Annotated in this window: 25 protein-coding genes and 1 other annotated feature; of the genes, 7 read left to right on the top strand and 18 right to left on the bottom strand. The window is 47.4% G+C overall.

Features of this window, described 5'->3' with window-relative positions; genetic code table 11:
• Positions 1-324: 324 nt before the first annotated feature.
• Positions 325-468, bottom strand: coding sequence for a hypothetical protein (locus CI597_RS17975; RefSeq protein ID WP_155854033.1), 144 nt, complete (start codon positions 466-468; stop codon positions 325-327).
• Positions 469-651: 183 nt separating this feature from the next.
• Between CI597_RS17975 and CI597_RS11690 the strand changes: the two genes are divergently transcribed.
• The 3 genes from CI597_RS11690 (at position 652) to CI597_RS11680 (ending at position 2,234) form a co-directional block, all read left to right on the top strand.
• On the top strand, positions 652-1,569 hold the full coding sequence (locus CI597_RS11690; protein ID WP_024728540.1) for a diacylglycerol/lipid kinase family protein: 918 nt from the start codon (positions 652-654) through the stop codon (positions 1,567-1,569).
• A gap of 127 nt (positions 1,570-1,696) precedes the next feature.
• Positions 1,697-1,906: a hypothetical protein gene (locus CI597_RS11685; RefSeq protein WP_024728541.1), complete on the top strand. Its 210-nt coding sequence runs from the start codon at positions 1,697-1,699 to the stop codon at positions 1,904-1,906.
• 13 nt (positions 1,907-1,919) lie between these two features.
• Entirely contained in the window at positions 1,920-2,234 is a 315-nt protein-coding gene (locus CI597_RS11680) for a hypothetical protein (RefSeq protein ID WP_024728542.1), read from the top strand.
• Positions 2,235-2,285: 51 nt separating this feature from the next.
• On the opposite strand, the gene CI597_RS11675 is transcribed toward CI597_RS11680, so the two are convergent.
• From CI597_RS11675 to CI597_RS11660, 4 genes are read right to left on the bottom strand one after another with little or no spacing between them, the layout of a single operon-like run.
• Positions 2,286-3,410 carry a D-alanyl-D-alanine carboxypeptidase family protein gene (locus CI597_RS11675; RefSeq protein ID WP_024728543.1) on the bottom strand — a complete coding sequence of 375 codons (1,125 nt, stop codon included), beginning with the start codon at positions 3,408-3,410 and terminating at the stop codon, positions 2,286-2,288.
• 19 nt (positions 3,411-3,429) lie between these two features.
• Positions 3,430-4,557: a transglutaminase domain-containing protein gene (locus tag CI597_RS11670; protein ID WP_024728544.1), complete on the bottom strand. Its 1,128-nt coding sequence runs from the start codon at positions 4,555-4,557 to the stop codon at positions 3,430-3,432.
• Positions 4,558-4,566: 9 nt separating this feature from the next.
• Complete coding sequence (locus tag CI597_RS11665) at positions 4,567-5,352, bottom strand: Cof-type HAD-IIB family hydrolase (RefSeq protein WP_024728545.1); 786 nt, start codon at positions 5,350-5,352, stop codon at positions 4,567-4,569.
• Positions 5,353-5,361: 9 nt separating this feature from the next.
• Positions 5,362-6,036 carry a uracil-DNA glycosylase gene (locus CI597_RS11660; protein ID WP_024728546.1) on the bottom strand — a complete coding sequence of 225 codons (675 nt, stop codon included), beginning with the start codon at positions 6,034-6,036 and terminating at the stop codon, positions 5,362-5,364.
• A gap of 156 nt (positions 6,037-6,192) precedes the next feature.
• Here CI597_RS11660 and CI597_RS11655 point away from each other — a divergent pair, with 156 nt between their 5' ends.
• On the top strand, positions 6,193-7,752 hold the full coding sequence (locus tag CI597_RS11655; protein ID WP_024728547.1) for a ClC family H(+)/Cl(-) exchange transporter: 1,560 nt from the start codon (positions 6,193-6,195) through the stop codon (positions 7,750-7,752).
• 448 nt (positions 7,753-8,200) lie between these two features.
• On the opposite strand, the gene CI597_RS11645 is transcribed toward CI597_RS11655, so the two are convergent.
• Both CI597_RS11645 and aspS read right to left on the bottom strand, forming a co-directional pair.
• The gene (locus CI597_RS11645; protein ID WP_024728549.1) at positions 8,201-9,589 is read right to left on the bottom strand and encodes a YjbE family putative metal transport protein; all 1,389 of its coding nucleotides are present in this window, start codon (positions 9,587-9,589) and stop codon (positions 8,201-8,203) included.
• Between the two features lie 89 nt (positions 9,590-9,678).
• Entirely contained in the window at positions 9,679-11,424 is a 1,746-nt protein-coding gene (aspS, locus tag CI597_RS11640) for an aspartate--tRNA ligase (protein WP_024728550.1), read from the bottom strand.
• A 70-nt stretch (positions 11,425-11,494) separates the two neighbouring features.
• Positions 11,495-11,724, bottom strand: a binding site (T-box leader).
• Between the two features lie 174 nt (positions 11,725-11,898).
• Between aspS and CI597_RS11635 the strand changes: the two genes are divergently transcribed.
• On the top strand, positions 11,899-12,279 hold the full coding sequence (locus tag CI597_RS11635) for a hypothetical protein (RefSeq protein WP_024728551.1): 381 nt from the start codon (positions 11,899-11,901) through the stop codon (positions 12,277-12,279).
• Positions 12,280-12,349: 70 nt separating this feature from the next.
• Here the strand turns inward: CI597_RS11635 and CI597_RS11630 are convergent, their stop codons facing one another.
• The 9 genes from CI597_RS11630 to CI597_RS11590 form a co-directional block, all read right to left on the bottom strand.
• Complete coding sequence (locus CI597_RS11630) at positions 12,350-12,739, bottom strand: MerR family transcriptional regulator (RefSeq protein WP_034550129.1); 390 nt, start codon at positions 12,737-12,739, stop codon at positions 12,350-12,352.
• Positions 12,740-13,489, bottom strand: coding sequence for an energy-coupling factor ABC transporter ATP-binding protein (locus tag CI597_RS11625; protein WP_024728553.1), 750 nt, complete (start codon positions 13,487-13,489; stop codon positions 12,740-12,742).
• A gap of 14 nt (positions 13,490-13,503) precedes the next feature.
• A complete protein-coding gene (gene cbiQ / locus CI597_RS11620) occupies positions 13,504-14,304 on the bottom strand; it encodes a cobalt ECF transporter T component CbiQ (RefSeq protein ID WP_024728554.1) in 801 nt (266 codons plus the stop codon).
• Positions 14,288-15,310, bottom strand: a complete 1,023-nt coding sequence (locus CI597_RS11615) for an energy-coupling factor ABC transporter permease (protein ID WP_024728555.1) — start codon at positions 15,308-15,310, stop codon at positions 14,288-14,290. The genes cbiQ and CI597_RS11615 overlap by 17 nt, the downstream gene beginning before the upstream one ends.
• A gap of 3 nt (positions 15,311-15,313) precedes the next feature.
• Positions 15,314-16,147, bottom strand: coding sequence for an ATP-dependent sacrificial sulfur transferase LarE (gene larE, locus CI597_RS11610; RefSeq protein ID WP_024728556.1), 834 nt, complete (start codon positions 16,145-16,147; stop codon positions 15,314-15,316).
• Positions 16,134-17,402, bottom strand: a complete 1,269-nt coding sequence (larC, locus tag CI597_RS11605; RefSeq protein WP_024728557.1) for a nickel pincer cofactor biosynthesis protein LarC — start codon at positions 17,400-17,402, stop codon at positions 16,134-16,136. Before larC ends, larE begins: the two co-directional genes overlap by 14 nt.
• A 2-nt stretch (positions 17,403-17,404) precedes the next feature.
• On the bottom strand, positions 17,405-18,145 hold the full coding sequence (gene larB / locus CI597_RS11600; protein ID WP_034550134.1) for a nickel pincer cofactor biosynthesis protein LarB: 741 nt from the start codon (positions 18,143-18,145) through the stop codon (positions 17,405-17,407).
• Positions 18,146-18,335: 190 nt separating this feature from the next.
• Positions 18,336-19,832: a glycerol kinase GlpK gene (glpK, locus tag CI597_RS11595; RefSeq protein WP_024728558.1), complete on the bottom strand. Its 1,497-nt coding sequence runs from the start codon at positions 19,830-19,832 to the stop codon at positions 18,336-18,338.
• Between the two features lie 149 nt (positions 19,833-19,981).
• Positions 19,982-20,872 (bottom strand): DMT family transporter, encoded by an 891-nt coding sequence (locus CI597_RS11590; protein WP_024728559.1) that lies wholly within the window; start codon positions 20,870-20,872, stop codon positions 19,982-19,984.
• A 126-nt stretch (positions 20,873-20,998) separates the two neighbouring features.
• Here CI597_RS11590 and CI597_RS11585 point away from each other — a divergent pair, with 126 nt between their 5' ends.
• Complete coding sequence (locus CI597_RS11585) at positions 20,999-21,289, top strand: hypothetical protein (RefSeq protein WP_024728560.1); 291 nt, start codon at positions 20,999-21,001, stop codon at positions 21,287-21,289.
• A gap of 143 nt (positions 21,290-21,432) precedes the next feature.
• Positions 21,433-22,014, top strand: coding sequence for a zinc dependent phospholipase C family protein (locus tag CI597_RS11580; RefSeq protein ID WP_024728561.1), 582 nt, complete (start codon positions 21,433-21,435; stop codon positions 22,012-22,014).
• Here the strand turns inward: CI597_RS11580 and CI597_RS19490 are convergent.
• A complete protein-coding gene (locus CI597_RS19490; RefSeq protein ID WP_235824614.1) occupies positions 21,990-22,175 on the bottom strand; it encodes a hypothetical protein in 186 nt (61 codons plus the stop codon). The two genes, CI597_RS11580 and CI597_RS19490, sit on opposite strands and share 25 nt — an antisense overlap.
• 52 nt (positions 22,176-22,227) lie before the next feature.
• Complete coding sequence (locus CI597_RS11570; protein ID WP_024728562.1) at positions 22,228-23,100, bottom strand: AraC family transcriptional regulator; 873 nt, start codon at positions 23,098-23,100, stop codon at positions 22,228-22,230.
• Between the last annotated feature and the right edge of the window lie 50 nt (positions 23,101-23,150).

Below are 23,150 nucleotides of genomic sequence, written 5' to 3'. Positions count from 1 at the left end.
AATAATATCCTCCTGTTTTTGTTTTATACACCTTTGTGTTCATACTTTCATATAAGTGTGATTATGTTCTCTGTAGGTTTATTATATCCACCTAAACCCTCTTTGTCAAGACAAAATGCACATATTTTTATTAAAGTGGTTAAAATCACAAAAAGGACTCTGGTACAATTCCAGAGCCCTTCATGCTAACGGCTGACATCTCTTTTTTTCTAAAAATCCAACACGGTCTTCCTCTCACCGCAGCATCTCTCAAAGTCACGGATGAAGTCTTTCACCGTCTGTTCCTCAGGAATCTCTTTCCCTCCGTCAGTATCAAATGTCACCTTATGATTTCAGGTCAGGATCACTTTCAGGCAGGAAGAACCGATGCCCGGGCTGCCGGTTCAGATGTTCATACGCTGTCTCATCTCCCTGCTTTGCCTTCTCCACATATGAACAAAGATTTTTACAGAAGTTTTCGTCCCTCATCTCTCCTTATCCTTTCGCCTTGGTTCATTCTCACAATAAATAGTTTATTTAGAAATACAAGAGGTACTCATTGTAATGTCAACTTTTTTGAACATTGCGACCCCGGCCTTTCTATGGTAAACTCTAAGTAAAATAATCTTCCGTACATAATTGCGGGGAATGGAATACAACAAGGAGGATCTCATGAAAGCCTTATTTATCATCAATCCCTCTTCGGGGAAACAAAATGTTGAAGCTACACTGCAGGAAATCATGTCGACTTTGATCTTAAAACAAATCACTCCACACATTGATGTTTTTTATACAAAGAAAAAAGATGATGCAAAGCACCGGGCGGCAGCCTTAAAGCCCGGAGAATACGACTATGTTGTCTCTGTGGGTGGTGACGGTACCTTAAACGAAGTGTCCAACGGACTAGTGGTCAGCCAGAGTAATATCCCCCTGGCTATCATCTCCGCAGGAACTGTCAATGACTTTGCCACTTATATGAACCTGCCTCAGACAGCCAAAGAGTTCTGTGGTATGATAAAGAATTTCCAGACAAAAAAAGTGGATATCGGTAAGGTCAACGATGAATATTTTATCAATGTCCTGGCCGGCGGCCTGCTCACCGATATTGCTTATAAAGTTCCGAAAGACAAAAAAGCAGTCCTCGGGAAGATGGCATATTACCTGGAAGGCATCAAAGAACTGCCGAAGCAGTTTTCCAAAAATATGGTATTAAAGTACACCAGCAGCGAATTTTCAGAAACCACGGAGACCATGGTCTTTTTAGTAGCCAACTCAAAAAGTGTGGGAGGTTTCCCGACCGCCGCACCGCTGGCTTCTGTATCAGACGGCTATCTGGACGTCTTGATCCTCAAAAAGATCGAATTTTTAACGACTCCTGATCTGATAGTAAAATGGCTCCAGGGCAGCCACCAAAATCACCCGTCCATCGAGTATTTTCAGACGAAAGAGATCTTTATCGAACAGGCATCCACAGACAGTGAGATCGCCATTGACTATGACGGTGAGATCCTGAGCGAGGGACTCCCGGTAAAGATTTCTATCGTTCCGGAGGCATTAAATATTCTTGTGCAGAGACAAGATCCCCAGTAATCCCATATATAAAAACATATTGCTTGATGAGCCGGCCCCCAAAAGTCAGATCAAAAATCTAACGGTTGGGGGCAGTTTTTTTATTATATATTATTTGACTTAGTCAAATATATGGAGGTAATCATTAATGACCGAATCTTTTGCCTTTTATGTGTCAGTTCTCCGTAAACAATTTACGCAGTATTGTACGGAAAAACTTGCAGAGATCAATGTAACTTACGGACAGCTGTTCATTCTTATTTTTGTCGGCAAGAAAGAAACATGTTCGCCCAAAGAAATATCCCTTGCCTTGAAGCTGGATGCGGGCCATCTGACCAGAACACTTTCAAAACTCTGAACAATATGAAAAGATGAAAAAGAACGGAATTGAATTCCCTTTTGCTGAACACGAAAATACGGTCTGCAATGATAAAATCAGGAATCTGACTTCATACGAAACTCCCGGTGAATTAAAAAAAGACACATTTACCTACGAAAATTTAACCGGTATTGATTTCAGGGATCTGAAACCCTCAGAAAGCATGTTTTCCCCTGTGCTGAAATTCACTTTATTTGAACGCTTTTCAGAAGAATATTTAGAAGTTTCTGAAATTATGAAAGTAAACGGAAAGAGAACTTTTCGATATGACAGCCCTATCGTTTACAAAAGTGTTGAACGGATTTAAAATAATGCCGGAAAAATCTTTATAAAGGGCTTTTCCGGCATTGAAAATTTTTTAATAACTGATCTTGGTTGATCCCAGATCTTCATCTCCATAAGAGGCATAAATTTTATTGTTCTCGGTATATACTTTCAGCTCAGCAGAATCCTGGTCCTTGGTCAGCAGCACAGAAAAGTCACTTAAGCTGCCGCCCAGCGGAAGCTGGTACGGAGAAAGTTTACATGCCATCTGAGTGACCGGATTTTCCCGGCTCTCTGAAAGGTCGCAGTTTAATCCCGCAAAAGGCGCCACGGATTTATAATTCTTAAAACCATAATCAAACAGTTTGATCGTATCCCTGTACAATTCATATCCGTTTCCCCGCAGGATCACGGAGATCAGTTCCGTATCCCCGCGCTTTGCAAAAGTTACGAGAGTACCGCCGGCTCTTGTCGTATAACCGGTCTTTCCGCCCTCCACGCCTTTGTATAAGAACATCGTCTGTTTTACCATCTTGTGGTGATTCCATAACTCTCTGCCCTTTTTCTCCTTGTTGGTTCCGGACATAAAATAATGAGAAGAACATGCGATCTTGCGGAACATCGGATTTTGAAGAGCCGCTTTCGTGATCAACGCCATATCCCTCGCCGTCACATAATGCTTATCATTGTGAAGGCCGTTGGGATTCATAAAATGAGACCCTTTGCAGCCGATTTCTTTCGCTTTTTTATTCATCAGGCCCGCAAATTTTTCGATGCTGCCGCTTGTATGCTCCGCGACACCATTGCAGGCTTCATTTGCGGATTCCAGCATGATCCCGTACAGGACGTCGATGAGCGGAATCTCCTCGCCGGTCTTAATGCCGATGTGAGTGCTTCCAGGCTCAATGCTGTTTACAGCATGTCTGGAGAATTTGACTGTGGAGTACAGATCATCATTGTTCTCTATCGCCACCAAAGTCGTCAGGATCTTGGTGATGCTGGCCGGATAGCTTTTCTTGTCAATGTTTTTTGCATAGAGGATCTTCCCGGTCTTGGCATCCATCAATATTCCGCAGACTCCGTTGATCGACGGCTTCTCTGCATTTGTGTCTTCCTTTGTGGCAAGTCCTCTCTCTGCCGCCTTTGCCGGCACGGTCCCTGCTGTCACCAGTACAGTTGCTGTAAGCATTACCAGTAATCGTTTTACATATTTCTTCATATGTTTTTCCTCATAATTCTTATTTGAAATTAATTGTCATAATGTATAGCTGGCGGTCTGTATAATAAGTCACTTCCATCTTTTTTGCCCCGAATCCGGGCACTCTTCTCAGCAGATCAAAAATCTTTCTGTCGGTGATCAGCTGCCGGCAGGCCTTCTCATATTCTTTCCGGCTGCCCATCTGAAAACTGATCTGCCCCTGATTTTTCTGTTCACAGAGCTGGTTATAGATCTTCCCCAATTCAAACTGCCTGTAGTAATGATTCTGCCTCACATAATAATTGTTCTTCTTTGAACTGCATTTGGGCACCTTGAGTCCCTGATCCAGAGTGTGTCCCCTCAGAAGTTCCTCCTCAGTCATCCCGAAAAACCCCTTGGACATCTTCTGATTATTGCTTCCCCAGGTGGGGTCCACATAACAGTCGGTTCCTTCGATCTGTACCAGATTCCACGCATGATTCTGTCCGTTGGCCCTTCCGTACACCATCCGGCACGGGATGCCCATCTTCTGGTAAATATACTGAAGACTCTTGGCATATCCTGTACAGACAGTCTCTTCATTGACCATGCCGCTGATCAGGTTTTGATTATATCTGCTGCCCTCCCGGTAGGAGATCCTCCTGGTCAGATGCTCATAAACAGTATAGACCTTCTCATATTCCGTCTCTTTTTTGTCTGCATAGGAAAGATACACGGCAAGATTTTTCTTCAATTTCTTATCGTACTGTCTGGTCTGCTTTTCCGTAAAAATATAATGGGGCAGGAACACGACGTTTTTCTTCGTTCCCGATGTCTTCCATTTGATATTTCCGGTAAAATCGAACCAGAACAGTTCAGGGCAGTCGGATTCCATCTGCTTTAAAATATCCTCCATCCGCTTTGTAGTAACCTGCTCAATCTCGATCTCCTTTTTTCTGTTGAAAATCCCATAGTACATGAGGCTGTAAACCCTTTTGCCCTCTTTTGAAAGGCTCTGGTAACCGTACTTGGTCTCAAACAGGTCTTTGTGGGTCTTTTTTACCTCTGTGACAATCTTCTTTTGTTCCTTCTGGTGGATGCGGCTCTGGATCGATGACACCATATTCGGCAGCATAAAGACCAGTACCAGCAGAAGGATTGATGCAAATGCTTTCAGAACTTTTTTCATAGGCAGCTCCTACCCGATCAGCCCCAGGCGTTTCAGTCCCAGTGCCAGGCCGTCCCGGTCTGCAGGCTCCGTTTTGTATTCGGCCTGTTCCAGCAGTTCAGGGACTGCATTTCCCATGGCAACCCCGTATTGTACATAATTTAACATCTCAATGTCATTGGCGCTGTCTCCAAATGCATAGCTGTCTTTCCGGCCGATCCCAAAATGATCCAGCACCATCCTGATGCCGGTGGCTTTATTGACCCCTGAAGGGATAAACTCTACGGAATTCACTTCTTTATGTATGATACCGCTCATAGTTCCCCCGGTCATCTCCTCCACATATTCCTTCTGCGCAAAGTCCATGTGATGGTATGTCCATTTGTTCACTGCCTCTGCCTGGGACAGCGGATATATATAAGGGGTCGTGGTCTCTCTCAGCCTTTCCACCACTTTCAGATAAAAACCGTCCTGATTTTCCGGGTCATAATAGCTCCCTTTCACGCCTTCTAAAACGATCCCGATCCCATGTTTTTGTCCGTAATCAATGACCTTTCGCAGGTTCTCACCGGAAACCTGATCATTGCACAGCTCTCTGCCTTCACAGATCACATGGGCTCCTGCCGCCGCGATCATGCCGTGAAAACCCAGTTCCATATAGGATTCCGGTACCATGCCGTAAGCTCTTCCGGTACAGAGCATCACTTTACACCCTTTGTCTATCAGCTCAGCCACGGCCCTCTGAGCAGACTCCGGAATACCGATCCCGTCACAGTACAAAGTGCCGTCAATGTCTAAAAATACAATTTTATTCATGCTTCGCTCCTATATATTCTCAATCTGCCAGTCCACCGGCTCAATGCCGTGTTCTTTCAGAAACTCGTTGGTCCTGCTGAAATGACGGCATCCGAAAAACCCTCTGGACGCAGAAAAAGGACTCGGGTGAGGGGCTTCAAGCACCAGCTGTTTCGGGTTGGTAAGCATCCATTTTTTATTCTGGGCATTTCTTCCCCATAGAAGATAGACGATCGGGCGGTCCTGCTCGTTTAATATGCGGATCGCAGCGTCCGTAAACTCTTCCCATCCGATATCTTTGTGGGAATTCGCCTTGTGCGCCTGGACGGTCAGAACAGTATTTAAAAGCAGGACACCCTGCTCAGCCCATTTGGTCAGATATCCGTTGTTCGGTATGTAGCAGCCCAAATCATCGTGCAGTTCCTGGTAAATGTTGACCAGGGACGGCGGTGTCTGTACTCCCGGCTTCACAGAAAAAGACAGCCCGTGGGCCTGTCCTACATTGTGGTATGGGTCCTGGCCTAAGATCACCACCTTTACCTTGCTCAAAGGCGTCAGGTGGAACGCGTTAAAAATATCATCCGCCGGCGGAAAGATGTTCTTTTGTGCGTACTCAGCCGTCACTGTCTGATACAGCTTTTTATAATACGGCTTTTTGTATTCTTCTTTCAGATGCTCAGCCCAGTCATTTGTAATCGGTGGCATACTCTGTTCTCCAATCTGTTGCTTAAATTTCTATATAATATACGTGTGTATTATAAACTATAAGGCCCTGTTTTGCAAACTTGAGAAATGCGCAGATTCCTTTTTCTTTGGCACATCTTGTGATAAAATAATCTTGACAAAGGAGGATTGTCGCATATGAAAACTTCAAAAATTGAAAATCCCCACTCTCTGTCCGTCTCTATCGTATTCGACGGACTCATGGTGGGGATAGTTGCCGGCTGTATTGCCGTCATCTACCGTATTTTATTAAATCACGCGGAATCTCTGTTGTTCCGCATTATAGACTTTACAAAAGGAAATGCCTTCTATATCGCAGGCTGGTTTGCCGTCCTGGTAGTCCTCGGCCTGATCGTAGGCAGACTGGTCAGCTGGGATGAAATGTGCTCCGGAAGCGGTATCCCCCAGGTACAGGGGGAGATGACAGGATACATAAGCCAGAACTGGATCAGCGTACTGATCACAAAGATCACAGGCGGCACACTCTCGATCCTTGGCGGTCTGTCTCTTGGACGTGAAGGCCCCTCTGTCCAACTGGGCGCCATGGCCGCCAAAGGGCTTGCAAAGATCACACGAAAGAGCAAGACAAAGGAAAGGATCATGGAAGTGTGCGGTTCCGGCGCGGGTCTGGCCGCTGCTTTTAACGCACCTCTGGCAGGCATTATGTTTGCTCTGGAAGAAATTCAGAAGAACTTTAACAGTTCCATGCTGGTCTGTGTCACTGCCGGTGCCCTGACCTCGGATTTTATTTCTAAAAATGTATTCGGATTATCTCCGGTGTTTGAATTCAGGCTGAAGTCGGCCCTTCCGCTTAAATATTACGGCCTGCTGATCCTGCTGGGGATCATCCTTGGTGCTGCCGGGGCCATATATAACCGTGTCATGCTGAAAGGACAGGATGTTTACAAAAAACTCTCCTTCCTGAAACCGGAGTACAGGACCGTAATCCCGTTCCTCGTATCGGGTGTGCTGTGCTACTGCCTTCCTTCTGTACTCGCAGGAGGCCATGCCATGATCGAACGCCTGGAGACCGGACATCTTTTGATCGGAACTATGGTGCTTCTGCTCCTTGTCAAGTTTCTGTTTTCGGCTGTCAGCTTTGGCTCCGGAGCACCGGGAGGCATCTTCTTCCCTCTCCTGATACTTGGCGCATACATCGGTTCTATTTATGGAACCTCTGTCACAGGACTTACAGGCATCAGTCAGGATTACATCATTAACTTTATTATCCTTGCTATGGCCGGATTTTTCACTGCCATCGTCAGAGCCCCGATCACCGGCGTCATTCTGATTGCGGAAATGACAGGTACTTTTGAACATTTTCTTTCCCTGGCCGTTGTATCACTGACTGCCTATGTGATTGCCCATCTTCTGAAAAGTGAGCCAATCTACGAAAGTCTTCTGGGCCGCATCCTTGCAAAGAAGGGATTAAAAACAACGGATGCCGCAGAGGGAAAAGTGCTCTCAAGCTTTGTTGCCGGAACAACCTGTCTTGCTGTGGGAAAAAAAATCAAAGATGTGGCCTGGCCGGAACACTGCCTGATCGTCACCATCAGCCGGGGCAAAGAAGAGATTATCGCCAAAGGAAGCACTGTGGTACACTCCGGCGATACGTTAGTTGTCCTGGTTGATGAAGACTACCTGGGAATGGTAACTGAAAGCTTCCAGCTTATCTGCGGGGAGATTACGGCGGGATAACCCCCGCAGCTAGATACGCTTACCCCGTTTGGTCGACAGGGTAGGCATTTTTTATATTTATAATAGAGGGGGATTAAGCCGCCAGGTTGTGTATCCACCTTTTGGAAATGGATGCCTGCCAGAAAGGATAAACTTATGAAATACAAACAAGTTTTTCAGATGCTTGACAGCATCCCTTACCTTTCTGTCGGTCCTGATGTCGGTTCTGACTTTACCTGGATGTCGATCGCTCTTTTGAACGTAGCTTTTATCGGGAAACCTTTCAAGAGCATTGTGAACGCTACGCGGCAGCACACCTTTCTGCCTCTGAAAAGGCGGCATAGTCATTTGGAAATCTGCGTTTATGGATTGAAAAGGAGAATCAATGACTCATACGAGATATAATCTGAAATACCTTCCGCAAGTCAAAACCGTGATAACAACTTTATTACTGCAATTCCTCACTCTTTTAAAAACACCTGAAATGTCTGTTATTTTTTCTCTCCCCAATCATCAGCACAGGCAATATATAGATCGCCGACATAAAGATCCCTCGCATGATAAAGATCATATCGTGCATATGGCTTTCCATGTTTTCCAGATAATAATTCGGGAACATTCCCGCCAGCACGCTGGTCTCGTCGAGCATCAGCACAGAGGATATGACCGCTTCCAGCAGGAGGAACAAAAGGCTCATCCCCAGTCCCAATCCCCCGCTTTTAAAGGAAAAACACAGGAGCCCAAAGACCGCTGCATAGACACTCATCAACAGGAATTCAAAGAGCAGTTCGGAGATGAACATCCACACATCCGGTTTTCCCAGCCCAAAGTTAAGCGTCAGCCCTATGACATAGAGGGCCGTCTGAAACAGCAGAAGTCTTGCCATCGTATTTTCTACTTTTATGTATCTCCAGAAGAATGAGGACAGCTCCCTCCGCCTCATCACATCTGCCGTATAGACGGCCACGCACAGTTCCAGTACACCCGAGGACATGGAGGTGAGATGGACCGCGTTGATCCCTTTTGGCAGAAAACCGTAGAGGGCTTCCAGACTCAGCTGGTATCCCTTCGGAGACGGCCCGGTGCTCAGGTAAGAGAGCACTGCCATGTCCATGACTGCATAGCAGGAAAGAGCCGTGACACAGGCCACGATGATCTTTCCGCTGTGATATTTAAAATCCCTCCCCTCTGAATAGACTTTAAAACAGGCCACAAGAATACCGGCCAATGCCGCACACGGAGCTGCGATGGAAAAATTAATCTCCTGAAGGAAAAGAGATACGAACTCATCTTCCATCATCATTTTGACTGCAGTGTAGACAAGGTATCCGGAGCAGATATCATTTAAGACTGGAAACTCTTCCATCCACTCTGCGATGGTTCCGCTGAACCACAAAAGCAGCGGCACACAAAATGCCAGACCGCCGAAGATCAGCAGAAATTCTCTCATATGCAGACCGCCGCCGTCCGCAGACACGACCCCGAGTATAGCCAGTACGTTGTCAAAACTCATGCTCACATCTACTGCCACAATGGAAATGATGGCAAACCAAAAGTTATCCTTCTGTTCTGTCTGTTCACGCTTTTCACTTCCCGTTCCGCTTTCCTTCATCATCGTGAAAGTGACATACAAAAGCATCACACCTCCCAGTATCCTGATGTGAAGCCATGGAATCCTGAACAAAAATCCGATGATCCCCACAAAGATCATCTTAAGAAGGATAGACAGCCAGACGCCCAGATCTCTGGCCGCTTTGGCACGGCGCTTTGAAAGCCCCCTGGTTGCCATGGCGATGACGCCAATATTGTCCAGAGACACGACAAGGTTGATAAAAATAATCTGAAGAAGCGTACCCAAAAGGCCTTCCCCCTGTACAAACTTTATTATTTACCATATATATGCAGAAAGCCGCACATTCATTTCTGAATGTACGGCTTTTTTAACAGTTAATCCCTTACCTTGATGTGTGTTTCCCTGAGCTGAAGCTCCGATACTTCTCCCGGCGCACCGCACATCAAATCCTGTGCAGTTCCGCTCATAGGGAAGGCGATCACTTCGCGGATGTTTTCTTCATTTCTGAGGAGCATGATCATTCGGTCGACTCCCGGGGCCATTCCAGCATGAGGAGGCGCACCGAACTGGAATGCATTATATAACGCTCCGAATTTTTCTTTTAATGCCTCTTCATCATATCCTGCGATCTCAAATGCCTTAACCATGACATCCAGATCATGGTTTCTCACCGCACCGGAAGAAAGTTCCACTCCATTGCAGACGATATCGTACTGGTATGCGAGAATATCCAGAGGATCTTTTTCATTCAGCGCTTCAAGTCCTCCCTGAGGCATAGAGAATGGATTATGTGTAAAGGTCACCTGCCCTGTCTCCTCGTCTGTCTCATACATCGGAAAATCGTTGATGTAACAAAAACGGTACGCATTTTTCTCACAGAGATCCAGGCGGGCGGCAAGTTCGTCCCTGATCTGTCCCGCAAACTGACAGGCAAGTTTTTCACTTGCTGCGATAAAGAAGATTACGTCCCCTGCCTCAAGATGTGCCTTCTTTGCAAGCTCGCTCTTCATATCTTCCGGAATAAATTTGTCGATCGGTCCCTTGTAGGACATATCTTCTTTTACTTCCAGGTATCCGAGTCCTGCCATGCCGATGGACTGTGCAAATTTAAGGAGCTTTTCATGGAATCCTTTTGAGAGATTTGCGTGGACTTTCACGGCCCTCACTGTCTTGTCGTGGAACGGCTTGAAAGTACATCTCTGGAAAAAGTCTGTCACGTCCACGATCCTGAGAGGATTCCTTAAATCCGGTTTGTCCGTTCCAAATTCCAGCATCGCCTGCTTATAACTGATAACCGGGAATGGCGTGTCTGTCACAACGGACCCTTCCGGTGCAAATTTCTTAAAGGTCTCTGCCAGCACTTCCTCACCGATTTTAAAGACATCTTCCTGTGTGGCAAAACTCATCTCAAAGTCCAGCTGGTAAAATTCTCCCGGAGAACGGTCGGCGCGGGCATCTTCATCTCTGAAACAAGGCGCAACCTGATAGTATTTGTCGATGCCGGATACCATCAGCAGCTGTTTGTACTGCTGCGGAGCCTGAGGGAGTGCATAAAACTTCCCTTTATATTTTCTGGACGGAACAATATAGTCCCTTGCCCCTTCCGGTGAAGATGCGCAGAGGATCGGTGTCTGGATCTCCATAAATCCAAGATCATTCATCTTTCTTCTCAGGAAACTGATGACTTCGGAGCGGAATTTGATATTGTCCTTTACTTTGCGGTTTCTCAAATCTAAATACCGGTATTTTAAACGGACATCCTCACGGATCTCTTTGGACCCTGAAACTTCAAACGGAAGGTCGGTATATACCTTTCCGAGCACTGTAATCTTATGGGCTTCCAGTTCGATCGTTCCCGTGGGAATCTTCGGATTATAAGTCTCCTCGTCCCTGTGCTCAATGATCCCTTCGATGGAAAGGCATTCTTCTTTTCTCACTTCATTTAAAAGACTTCCGTCTCTTAACACGACCTGCATAACGCCATACATATCTCTTAAATCAATAAATGACACTCCGCCGTGGTCACGGATATTTTCCACCCACCCGGCGATCTTTAACTGGGACCCGATATCGCTCTCAGAAATCTTATCCATAGTCTTGCTGCGGTACATATCTGACATTTTTTTCTCCTTTTTCTTTCATCATGTTAGACTTTTTTGTAATAAAAAAAGTCGTCTATCCTAAAAAATCATTCAGGACGGACAACTGTACAAGTTCCGCGGTACCACCTGATTTGCTGCTTTTACAGCCTCTCTGGTATGCTGAATAACGCACAGCCTGCGACGCACCTACTGATCCTATGGACGTTCAGATTGCAGCTCCTGAGTGTTCTTCACATGGATTCACTCTGCAGGGTTCCCACTGTCTCCTGCTCACTGTAAGCGATAATCTATGCTACTTTTCTCAATCTACGCTTTTTGGATCATTATAGTTCAGTTTTGTCTGTCTTGTCAATTTATTTTTCTCTTTTTCTTTATTTCCTCTCTTGAGATTGACTGATTTACACAAAAAATACTATATAGTAAATTGGCCTGACAGGAATATACATATGAATACTAATAATTTTACTTCGGAAACGAGCATTTATATCATAGATGATCATTACAGGATCGTGCATTTCAACAGGGAGCTTCAGCAGGTCTTTCCAAAAGGGCAATAAAAACCTGTTTTATAATCTCACGAATCTCTCTGCCTATAATGAATTATTTGAACTGAATCTCACAAAAGATTCCTTCAAAGTTTTATTCCATCTTTCTGACAAATATATTATTCCCCCAGAAGAGGGATCTTTATCCACTTTGATGACCCAAGTTGTTGCCCGTCAGTTAGTCCATCCCGATGATGCCGCGGATTATCCTGACTTCTGGAATCTGGATACGATTATGGAACGGCCCAGCAATGCCTCTCCGTCTCCATTTCTTTTAGGCCAGTTCCGGAAAGCATTTTCCTGCTTCGGACAAGAGAAGGGAGAATAGAATTCAGAATTTAAGGCTTCTGTCAAAATACGTCTTCCTCAGGAAGAAATAATCTCTATATCTCTGGATATCAGTCCATCTGATATTCTGCTGACATCTTTCCCCGTTCATACATCTCAATCTTATAATCCAGACGTTCCAGAGTCTCCTGCATATCCTGCATTTTCCGGACCAGACGTTTTCTCTGTTCCATGAGAATTGTTTTCCGTGCGTCAATGGTCTCATCTCCCCGGCGAAACAGCTCCACATATTCAATCAGTGCCTCGATCTGCACCCCGGCTTTCCGCATGCACTTCATCAATTCCACCCACTGGCAGGATGCCTGGTCATAATCCCGAATGCCGTTCGGCTTCCTCGGGACAGCCGGTATCAGTCCGATCCTCTCATAATATCTCAGCGTATCTGCAGTTATGTCATACTTTTTACTTACTTCTGCGATGGTCAAAATACTTTCCTCCATTCATTCCAAAGTCCTGGAAAATGACAGCGGGAGCTCCAGCCCATTGTCTTCCAGAAGTGTTTGATCCCTTAATATTTCCTCCGTGGGTCCGTCTGCCGCAAGTCTTCCGTCTGCGATCAGGATTGTCCTCTCACACGTATCATAGATGAAATCCAGGTCATGGGACGCAATGATCTTAGTCCCGGAAAGTCCGTTCAGGACATGGATCAGGCTGCGCCTGTTTTTGGGGTCCAGAGCCGCCGACGGCTCATCCATAAGGATCACCTCCGGCTCCATGGACAGGATCGATGCGATGGATGCCCTTTTTTTCTCTCCTCCGGACAGCCGGTAGATGTGCCTGTCTTTCATCTGCTCCATATGAACACTCTCCAGTGCTCTCAGCGTCCTCTCTCTTGTTTCCTCCTCAGAGAGTCCGTAATTGCGTGGAGCAAATGCCACGTCTTCATACACAGTAGACATAAACAGCTGGCTGTCTGAATCCTGAAACACATATCCCGTCTTCTTCCGAATATCTGCCAGCGACGCTTTCTCTGCCCGGATTCCTCCGATTCTGAGCTCTCCTTCATAGTCTGTCAGAAGCCCTACCATGAGTTTGAGCAGTGTAGACTTCCCCGCTCCGTTGGCCCCGATCAGTCCGATGCTCTCTCCATCTTCAGCAGTAAAATTTAAACCGGAAAGCACATTTTTTCTGCTTGATGAGGCTCTTTTTTCATAGGAAAAGGTGAGGCCGTTTACTTCAATTTTGTTCATACTTCCTCCGTATTCTATTCTAACAGACTTCCGGCAAGTTTAAAAACAGAAACATACCGCAGCAAAACAACGATACCCAGCCAGCCTGCCAGGTACACTGCACTTCTTCTGTCCATTTTCTGCTTCTTTGACAGACGGAAACTTCCGTCAAATCCCCGGAGCAGCATGCTCTCATAGACCGTCTGGGCCCGGTCGATACTTCTTAGCATCAGCTGTCCCAGTAAGGTTCCCCATGCCCGGTAATGGATTCCCTTCTGATCCGGCGCTCTCATGGAGTACGCCTGGGAGATCCGTTCGGCTTCTTTCAGCAGCACGATCACATACCGATAAATCAGAAGCACCATGGTCACCATAATCTTCGGCACATGCAGGAGACGCAGAGCATAACAAATGCTCTCCATAGACGTTGTCAGGATCAGCAGGTAAGATGCCAGCACCGCAAATGCTCCTTTGAGCATCAGTGTGGCCATGGAGATCATGCCGCCGGTTACCGGTAAAGGCCCGGCCCGGAAGAGTACGGCCCGGTCAAAAAACGGATTGGCAATCCCCACTGCACAGACGAGCAGAAGAACCGGCTTTAATTTTCTTATACTTCTGACCGCAGAGATGCCTCCTGCCCGCATAGTTACTGCGGGATACAGGATCATGCCGAAGATTCCGCCCGGTTCATAGACAGGAAATGACATGGTAAAAGTGATATACCAGACGGTGACGAGAAGCTTGCTCAGAGGATGAATCCTGTTGATCCGCCCCTCTCTTGAAGCCATGGCATCCAGATGGTGTATTTCATGAACTGCCTCATTGATTCTGCTCATGACGTCCTTTCTTTCTAAACAGGCCGAACAGATAACAAACGGCTATACATAATACGATGACTGCCAGTCCGCCGAAGATGCCGGACAGAGAAGTTCCAAGCATCGTCTCCCGGTCCGGGATAGAATAATCCGGCAGAAGGGAGGTCAGACTCTGGATCCTCCCCGCCGCAGCGTGAACCGGACCGGACGCCGCAAGCTCCGCGGACCCTGTTATTTTTTGTATGGACCATTCCAGCCCGTCCGGGTTTGCAGATGCCGCCAGAGATAATGCTCCTCCGATCAGTATAAATGCTCCTGTGAGCGCAAGCAGCACTTTTCGGAAAGAGAGCTTCGGCTTCTTTGCGCCTGCCGCAGATTTCCCGGAGTCCCCGGTCCAGATAAGCTCCGGCCTGGCCTCGTACAAGAAACAGAGCACTGCAGCGGTGATAAGCCCTTCCACCAGTCCGATGACCAGATGGATCGGCTGCATGGCAGCCGCAAATACTGCAAACGGCAGCTCGGTAATGCCCGAAGCAAGAGTCTCTGCTGTCACGGAAAGTGCTCCCAGCTGTAAGGTAAGGATACATCCGATGACGGATGCATATGTAATCTTCTTTTTATCCGGTCCGTTTTTCATGATCCGCCTCCAGAGAAGCCCGGCTCCTATAAAACAGCCATAAAACGCCATGTTCCAAATGTTGCATCCAAGTGCGAGAAGTCCCCCGTCCGCAAAAAGAAGGCACTGGATCAGCAGTACCCCGATCATGGTCAGGAAACCTGCAAATGGTCCCAGTACTGCCGACACGAGCATGCCTCCGCACAGGTGGCCGGAAGAACCGGTGCCCGGAATCGTAAAATTGATCATCTGCCCTGCGAACACAAAGGCTCCCATAACCCCCATCAGCGGAACTTTTTTCGGGTCGTCCTCCTCCTGTACTTTTTTTACCGCCCATCCTGCTGCCGCCGCAGAACAGGCATACATGGTGCCTGCCACCGCAGGGGCCACAAGCGCATCTGCCATATGCATATCTTATTTCTCCTTTCTCTGTTTCAAATGAGTGTCCATGCTGCCGGACCGGAATCCCTCCAGATCCGCTGTAACATATGTAAAACCTATTTCCTTGAGCCGCTTTACCGCAGCTTCTCTGTTTTTGATCAGCCGGGGAAGCTCCTTCTCATCTACTTCGATTCTCGCCATGTCTCCGTATATACGGACACGGACGTTATAAAAGCCCATTGCCCTCAGATACTTCTCCCCTTCCTCCGCCATTTTCATTTTCTCCCCGGACAGTCTGGCCCCATATGGAAATCTCGTGGCAAGACAAGGACTTGCCGGGCGCTCTGCCACGGAGATCCCATATTCCGATGCCATCCTGCGGATATCATCCTTGGTCATCCCGGCCTGCACAAGAGGACTCAGAATTGCAAGCTCTTTTACTGCCCGGATTCCGGGACGGTAGGCGTGCAGGTCATCCGCATTGGTTCCTTCCAGTACAGTCTGTATCCCTAACGATTCCGCCGATTTAAGCAGTTCTGTATACAGATATTTCTTGCACAGATAGCATCTGTTCTCCGGATTATCTATGATCCCCGCATGGGAAAGTTCATCTACATGAACGACCTGATGAACGGCTCCCGCTTCCCTGGCAACTCTCTCTGCAATTTTTATATCCCCGGACGGGTGAAGTTTTGTCACCATTGTAAATGCCGCCACCTTTTTCCCGGTTTTCTCCGCTGCCAGGCATAGAAGCTTTAAGAGCAGGCTGCTGTCCACTCCCCCGGAAAAAGCAAGCGCCACATCTTCCTTTACAAAACCTCTGACTGCTTCTTTTAAATTTGCACAGTGTTCCTCATATCTGTCCATGGCATTCCTCTGCGATCTTTTGGTAAGTTTCCTGGAAAGACAGCCCATTCTTTCTGCACAGTTCCCTGACACTCTCATACTCCGGATAGACTCTCATGCCGTTTTCCATAAAGCATACCTTTACCCGGGCTTCTCCCAGAGAAGTTCTGACTGTTTTCACCTGCCGTTTCAGCACACTTCGCTCCATCTTCTGTCTGCGGATACCGATGGTCGTCGTTTCCCGGAAAATGATCTCCTCAAGCTTCTCTATGTCTTCCTCCTTGCAGATGACATTGAGCTGATAGGCCGGTCTGTTCTTTTTCATAAAGACAGGGGTATAATGGACGTCTCTTGCCCCTGCCTTCATCAGCTGCTCCATCACGTATCCCAGAGCTTCCCCGGTACAGTCGTCAATATTGCTCTCCAGCTTGTATATAAAGTCGCCGGCGCTGCTGTTTTCTGTCTCCCGGATCAGCATGGCCCGCAGCAGGCTCGGCCGTTCATACTCTCTCTTTCCGGCCCCGATCCCGGTTTTCTCAATCACAAACCGTTCCGGCAGCCGGGAAGAAGTCCGGATGGCAGCTGCGATGGCGGCGCCGGTCGGAGTGACCAGTTCTCCCTGCACATCTGTCATGTGTACAGGAAGTGAATATCTGGATGTGATGGCAGTGACCGCCGGCACCGGGATCGGGATCACACCGTGCTGGCACCGGACAGATCCGCTCCCCTCATAAAGCACCGGAATAATGACCTTGTCAATCTGCAGGTTATCGAGGCAGACAGCCGCTGCCGTAATATCCACAATAGAGTCCACGGCTCCCACCTCATGGAAATGGACCTTTTCTATACTGGTGCCGTGTGCCCTGGCCTCCGCCTCTGCGAGGATCTCAAAAATTCTCACCGCCTTCTCTCTGGCGCCGTCCGTGATCTTTGCCCTGCAAAGTATCTCAAGGATCTCTGTAAGACCCCTGTGTTCGTGATCATGAGAATGATGTCCGTGATCTCCATGAAAATGGTCATGACCGTGGATGTGTCCGTGAAGATATTCCATATCGTGGTCATGGTTCTCATGTTTGTGATCCAGAATCACATGAAAGTCACATGCGTCCAGTCCTGCCTTTGATACTCTTCTCACCTCTGTCTGAAATCCCTTTACGGGAAGGCTTTCAAGAGCCTCCAAAAGGACCTTCTCATCGGCCCCGAGATCCAGCAGGGCCGCTGTCATCATGTCGCCGCTGATCCCGGAATAACATTCTAAATAAAGTGTCTGATTCATGATCATTCCCCCAGTCTGTTGATCTGTGATGCCATGTATCCGGCACCGTATCCATTGTCAATATTTACAACCGCAATGCCGTTGGCACATGAGTTAATCATCGTGAGCAAAGCCGCAATGCCGTGCAGATTGGCCCCGTAGCCCACAGAAGTGGGCACTGCGATCACCGGCTTGTCAACAAGTCCTCCGATGACGCTTGCCAGAGCACCCTCCATCCCCGCCGCCGCAACCACACAGTTGGCACTCTGGATCACATCCAGGCGGGACAAAAGCCGGTGGAGTCCGCTGACTCCCACGTCGTAGATGCGCTCCACGTGATTGCCGAAAAATTCCGCTGTCCGGGCCGCTTCCTCGGCCACAGGAATATCCGCCGTGCCTCCCGTACAGACCGCGATCCTCCCAATCCTTTCTTTGTCCGGCTTTTCAATTTTCATAATACGGGAGATCGGATCATATGTAAGTTCCGGAAGTTTTTTCCGGACAAGTTCAAACTGTCTTACGGAGGCTCTCGTGCCGAGTACTTCTCCATTCTGTTCCCAAAGCCTTTGAAAAATGCCGGCCAGATGGTCATCGGACTTGCCGCTGCAGAAAACCACCTCGGCGGCGCCGTTCCTCAATTTTCTGTGGGTATCCAGTTTGGCATATCCCATATCCTCAAAGGGCTCCCGACGGAAAAATGCTTCTGCCTCCCCTACGGACATTTCTCCCCGGCTGACTTTTTCTAATACTTCATGTGCTTCCATCTCTGTGCACTCCTTACTTTTTTATTTGAAGGCCGCTGCATCTTCCTGCCGGCCATTATGTGCTCCCGGACTTACTATATCACCTGGAGCTCACTCTAAGTCAATATTTTTTACAATCCCGCTTAATTGGTCCAACCAATCTTGTCATATTTTTTCACCAGTGTGAAGACTGGTGAAAAAATCAACTTTCCTATTCTTCTTTTGCCCATCCGTAAGAATAACGGACCGCCCGTTTCCATCCGGATACCTTTTTCTCTCTTTCTTCCTCACTGATCTGAGTTTCAAAGACACAGTCAATATCCATGTTCTCGGACAGCTCCTCTTTGCTGTCCCAGTAGCCAACTGCAAGGCCTGCAAGGTATGCCGCTCCCATGGCAGTCGTCTCCACACAGGCCGGACGGTGTACCGGAGCACCGCTGATGTCTGCCTGCATCTGCATTAAAAGATTGTTCTGGCTGGCGCCTCCGTCCACCTTGAGAGAACTTAAATGAATGCCTCCGTCGGCCTCCATGGCCTTCAGCACATCGTTGACCTGAAATGCAATGGACTCGAGTGTCGCCCGGATAATGTGGCACTTGCTGACTCCGCGGGTGATGCCGAGGATCGTTCCTCTGGCGTACTGGTCCCAGTGGGGAGCACCCAGTCCCGTAAACGCCGGCACCACATAACAGCCGTTGCTGTCCTTTACCTTTTGGGCCATATACTCGGAATCCTGGGAGGAGTCAATGAGCTTTAACTCATCCCTCAGCCACTGGATGGCAGCTCCCGCCACAAAAATAGATCCTTCCAGCGCATAGTCCACCTTACCGTCCAGTCCCCATGCGATGGTTGTCAGGAGTCCGTGCTGGGAATTCACCGGCATCCGGCCCGTATTCATGAGAAGGAATCCTCCCGTGCCGTATGTATTCTTGGCTTCGCCCGCCTTGAAACAGGTCTGTCCGAACAGAGCCGCCTGCTGGTCTCCCGCCGCGCCCGCAATAGGAATCGCACCGCCGAAATAAGACGGGTCTGCCTCACCGTATATCTCACTTGACTGGACAGGTTTTGGAAGCATCGCTTCCGGGATATCAAGTATCTCAAGTATCTCCTTATCCCATGTGAGATCTTTGATATTAAAAAGCATGGTTCTGGATGCATTGGAATAATCCGTCACATGGACCTTTCCTTTTGTGAGCTTCCAGATCAGCCAGGTCTCCACGGTTCCAAAGAGAATCTCTCCCTTCTTGGCCCTCTCCCTGGCTCCTTCCACATGGTCCAGAATCCACTTGACCTTCGTCCCGGAAAAATAGGCATCAATAATCAAACCGGTCTTATCCTGTATCTTTTCTTCCAGTCCCTGCTCTTTCAGGGAATCACAGAGCTGTGAGGTCCTGCGGCACTGCCACACAATGGCGTTATAAATCGGCTCCCCCGTCTCCTTGTCCCAAAGGATCGTAGTCTCCCTCTGGTTGGTGATGCCGATGCCCGCGATCTGTTCCGCCGTGACACCGATCTTCTGCATGGCCTCCACCGCCACTCCGAGCTGCGTAGACCAGATCTCTCCCGCATCATGCTCCACCCATCCCGGATTCGGAAATATCTGAGTGAATTCCTTCTGAGCCACACTGCAGATCTTGCCTTCTCTGTTGAACAGGATACATCGGTTGCTCGTTGTGCCCGCATCCAGTGCCATAATGTATCTCTCCATATTGCCCTCCTAGATCTCCGTTAGTTCTCTGTGCTCCCACACGTTATGTCAGATTTATTATAGCATATTGCACAAATATATCCAACAGAACAGCGATTATTTATAAATTTTTCAGCCACACAGAAGGGAGCAGACAGGCCCGCCTTATTTTATGCCCGGTCAAACACTGCCAGGGATGTGACCCCTCCGATAATCAGAGTGAATCCCAGGATATCCATGCCAACAAAAATCTCTCCCAGCAGCAGTGCGGACATGACTGCCGCCACCAGCGGCTCCACACACGCAAACATGCTGGCTCTCACGGGACCCAGCATGCGAACGCCTTCCAGATAACATCCAAACGGAATAACCGTTCCGAAGATGATAACGGCCAGTGTCATGAGGACCGTTTTCATGTCCCATATACCGGGGACATGAAAAAAGCCCGTCACAGGTATCATAAGCAGTCCCCCTATGAACATTCCCCATCCCACTGTCTCCAGGGAGCCAAATTCATTCAGTAGTTTTTCCGGCTGAATATTATAGACAGCCAGAGCAACTGCGGCAGCAAGTCCCCAGAACAAAGCCCTGCCTGTGACGGCCAGACTGCCGGGATCTCCGTGAGTCGCCAACAGAAAAACCCCGGTGATGACGCAGACCAGAACGATCACTTCCAGGCGCTTCGGCTTTCTATTTTCTACTGCCAGACAGAACAGCATGATAAGCGCCGGGGCAATGTATTGGAGCACAGTAGCTGTCCCCGGATTAGAATACTGGATTGCAAGAAAATAAGACATCTGGCAGGCTGTCATCCCGAACAGACAGAACACAAGCTGACTCACTGCCGTTCGTTTCTTGTTCCAGACACGGAATATATCCCCCTTCTTTTGGACTACCGCCAACAAGAGCATGAGCAGTCCTGCCGACAAAAGCCTCAGCGTCACAAGCCAGACGGCCGTGAGCTGCCTTTCGTCAAACAGATATTTCCCGATAATCCCGGAAATCCCCCAGAAGATTCCTCCCAACATTGTAAAGATCACGCCTTTTGTATTTTGATTCATAGGTTTCCAAAATCCTTTCTCGTGTATTTCAGTTTATTATAATATAAAACAGTGTTTTGAGGAATTTGTTTTTACAGTATAATGATGAAAGAAGGATATTGTCTCTGCACGCAAAGGAGCCTGCCTATGTCCACAAATATCTTTGATTATCTCGCCTGGAGGGGAGATGTAAGCTTTCAGGAATGTGGGATGAATGAGGTTGACAGCCTGATTCTGTCCTGTCTTTCCTACATCCGGTTTCCGGGCATTGTCCCCGATATCTCGGAATCCGGCTCGGTGACAATAAAGGAGGCATCCGAAGCATTTTTCTCTCAGGACAAAGAAAACCGCAGTACCAGAACGAAAGAAGACGAAAGACTGCTGGATATTTCTCCGGAAATCGCCGCATGCTTCACCGTACTTTTTTCAGGCTTCTGAATGCGGTGAAAGAAGCATTGCTGAATGATCTCTAAAAGGATATCCCCTTGCGAATTTTTTTAAACTTCCATCACTATTTATACACAATTCGCAGATACTATGAAGACAAACCCGAAAACACTGTTTTTATATAGAGGTATCCTATGGAAACAAAAGATCATTTTGCACTTTCAAAACTGCTGGCCCGCCGAATGTTCCTGAACAATTCCAAAACCTTTGCATTTATCCTGGGAAATGTTCTGCCCGATCTCAATCCTTTCTCCTATCTGGGCGGCTCCAATGCCGCAGAACTGAAAGGACACAGTTATGACTCCCGCAGACATCTGATGGGACAGGCTTATTCGTCAGGCTTTCGGGATACTTTTGCCGGCTGGTTCCGGGCCGGTGAGATGATGCATTATCTCGCTGATTCTTTTACCCGTCCCCATAACAAAGAATTTCGCTATTCTCTGAAAGAGCACATAAAATATGAACGCCGGCTCCACCTGGTCTTCTCAAACTGTCTGAGAACGAATCAGATCAGCCGGCATATAAAATCGTGCTCAGGCATCTGCAGATTTGAACCATGGCTGGAAAACCTGCACCGGCAGTATATTCTCTCCTCCTCAACACCGGAAAGTGACTGCCGGTATATTCTTCACTCAGCCCTTATCGTATGCAAAGGACTGGCACAGAGAAATGGTTTTTTGTCCGGGAGATATCATGCTGTAAAACCGCTTTTATAAATTTCCCAGTCGATGTCTTTAAATACATTGAAAACTATACGCTTTAAGCCGCTTCCTTTGTCCAGATAAGCAAGTACCGTATTCAGCGCGATTTCTGCGGCCTTCCGGTTGGGAAAATGATATTCTCCCGTGGATATGCAGCAGAATACAATACTGTCCAGTTTCTTTTCCTCCGTCAGTTTAAGGCATGACAGATAGCAGCTTTCAATGGCTTTACTTTTCCTCTACGGAAAGCCATATTTCACAATGGAAATTATTATCGTAAATTTCAGCACTCGGATAAACCTCAATGCACATCCCGCCCGCAGGCTGATATTTACTGGTTGGAAAGAATTCTGTATAAATTTTCCGATACAACTCTTGAAACGCTTCTGGCATTCTCCCAGTACAAGGGAAAACTGCCCAAGTATTTGCAGGTACTTTCTCAATCGTCAATCCTGCTACCACATCGCCGCCTGTATAAGCCGCTCCGATTGCATAATCAAAGTCCCCCTCAATCGGATTGTCAAAGCATATCCCAACGATTGCTCCTCCGAAGATGTTTTCTGGATTGATATATTTGCACAAAGTATCAATCGTTCCATCTGCTCCGCAAGCCGCCCATGTTGCATGGATATTCTTCTGGCTGATTTCCTGTCCTCCTCCATATCTGGCTCGTTTGGCAATGACCTCAAACCCTTCTCGTTTCTCAATTCTGTAATCCATTGTTGTTCCTCCTTCTAATATGATTTTTACGGAAACTCTGGAAAAAGATCTGAGTGTAAGTTTTTCATTTTTCGCTTGGACTGGCGTAATTCCATGAAATTTTGTAAATGCCCTACTGAAGCTTTCTGGACTGTTATATCCATATTTTAGGGCTATATCTATGACTTTTTCATTTTCCGAAGATAAATCCGCTCCTGCAAGTGACAACCTCCTGTTGCGGATATACTCACCGATAGAATAGCCGCAGATAATATGAAAAACCCTCTGGAAATGAAAGCTCGAAGAATACGCCTGTTTTGCAACTTCAGCATAATCTATATCTTCGGTAATGTGGTTTTCAATATAGTCTATTGCCTTTTGCAATCCCTTCACCCATTCCATGTTTTTCCTCCTTCCGTAATCATAGTATAGTAAACAAACAATGTCTTTTC

Source organism: Anaerostipes hominis (ex Lee et al. 2021) (genome assembly GCF_002270485.1).
Taxonomy (GTDB): domain Bacteria; phylum Bacillota; class Clostridia; order Lachnospirales; family Lachnospiraceae; genus Anaerostipes; species Anaerostipes hominis.
The sequence above is the reverse complement of the archived record's forward strand: the minus strand, read 5'-3'. Positions and strand labels throughout refer to the sequence as shown.

Bases quoted from the DNA above. Each gene is read 5' to 3' on its own strand.
- CI597_RS17975 (WP_155854033.1), bottom strand. From the start codon at position 468: ATGAGGGACGAAAACTTCTGTAAAAATCTTTGTTCATATGTGGAGAAG.
- CI597_RS11690 (WP_024728540.1), top strand. From the start codon at position 652: ATGAAAGCCTTATTTATCATCAATCCCTCTTCGGGGAAACAAAATGTT.
- CI597_RS11685 (WP_024728541.1), top strand. From the start codon at position 1,697: ATGACCGAATCTTTTGCCTTTTATGTGTCAGTTCTCCGTAAACAATTT.
- CI597_RS11680 (WP_024728542.1), top strand. From the start codon at position 1,920: ATGAAAAAGAACGGAATTGAATTCCCTTTTGCTGAACACGAAAATACG.
- CI597_RS11675 (WP_024728543.1), bottom strand. From the start codon at position 3,410: ATGAAGAAATATGTAAAACGATTACTGGTAATGCTTACAGCAACTGTA.
- CI597_RS11670 (WP_024728544.1), bottom strand. From the start codon at position 4,557: ATGAAAAAAGTTCTGAAAGCATTTGCATCAATCCTTCTGCTGGTACTG.
- CI597_RS11665 (WP_024728545.1), bottom strand. From the start codon at position 5,352: ATGAATAAAATTGTATTTTTAGACATTGACGGCACTTTGTACTGTGAC.
- CI597_RS11660 (WP_024728546.1), bottom strand. From the start codon at position 6,036: ATGCCACCGATTACAAATGACTGGGCTGAGCATCTGAAAGAAGAATAC.
- CI597_RS11655 (WP_024728547.1), top strand. From the start codon at position 6,193: ATGAAAACTTCAAAAATTGAAAATCCCCACTCTCTGTCCGTCTCTATC.
- aspS (WP_024728550.1), bottom strand. From the start codon at position 11,424: ATGTCAGATATGTACCGCAGCAAGACTATGGATAAGATTTCTGAGAGC.
- CI597_RS11635 (WP_024728551.1), top strand. From the start codon at position 11,899: ATGATCATTACAGGATCGTGCATTTCAACAGGGAGCTTCAGCAGGTCT.
- CI597_RS11630 (WP_034550129.1), bottom strand. From the start codon at position 12,739: ATGGAGGAAAGTATTTTGACCATCGCAGAAGTAAGTAAAAAGTATGAC.
- CI597_RS11625 (WP_024728553.1), bottom strand. From the start codon at position 13,489: ATGAACAAAATTGAAGTAAACGGCCTCACCTTTTCCTATGAAAAAAGA.
- cbiQ (WP_024728554.1), bottom strand. From the start codon at position 14,304: ATGAGCAGAATCAATGAGGCAGTTCATGAAATACACCATCTGGATGCC.
- CI597_RS11615 (WP_024728555.1), bottom strand. From the start codon at position 15,310: ATGCATATGGCAGATGCGCTTGTGGCCCCTGCGGTGGCAGGCACCATG.
- larE (WP_024728556.1), bottom strand. From the start codon at position 16,147: ATGGACAGATATGAGGAACACTGTGCAAATTTAAAAGAAGCAGTCAGA.
- larC (WP_024728557.1), bottom strand. From the start codon at position 17,402: ATGAATCAGACACTTTATTTAGAATGTTATTCCGGGATCAGCGGCGAC.
- larB (WP_034550134.1), bottom strand. From the start codon at position 18,145: ATGGAAGCACATGAAGTATTAGAAAAAGTCAGCCGGGGAGAAATGTCC.
- glpK (WP_024728558.1), bottom strand. From the start codon at position 19,832: ATGGAGAGATACATTATGGCACTGGATGCGGGCACAACGAGCAACCGA.
- CI597_RS11590 (WP_024728559.1), bottom strand. From the start codon at position 20,872: ATGAATCAAAATACAAAAGGCGTGATCTTTACAATGTTGGGAGGAATC.
- CI597_RS11585 (WP_024728560.1), top strand. From the start codon at position 20,999: ATGTCCACAAATATCTTTGATTATCTCGCCTGGAGGGGAGATGTAAGC.
- CI597_RS11580 (WP_024728561.1), top strand. From the start codon at position 21,433: ATGGAAACAAAAGATCATTTTGCACTTTCAAAACTGCTGGCCCGCCGA.
- CI597_RS11570 (WP_024728562.1), bottom strand. From the start codon at position 23,100: ATGGAATGGGTGAAGGGATTGCAAAAGGCAATAGACTATATTGAAAAC.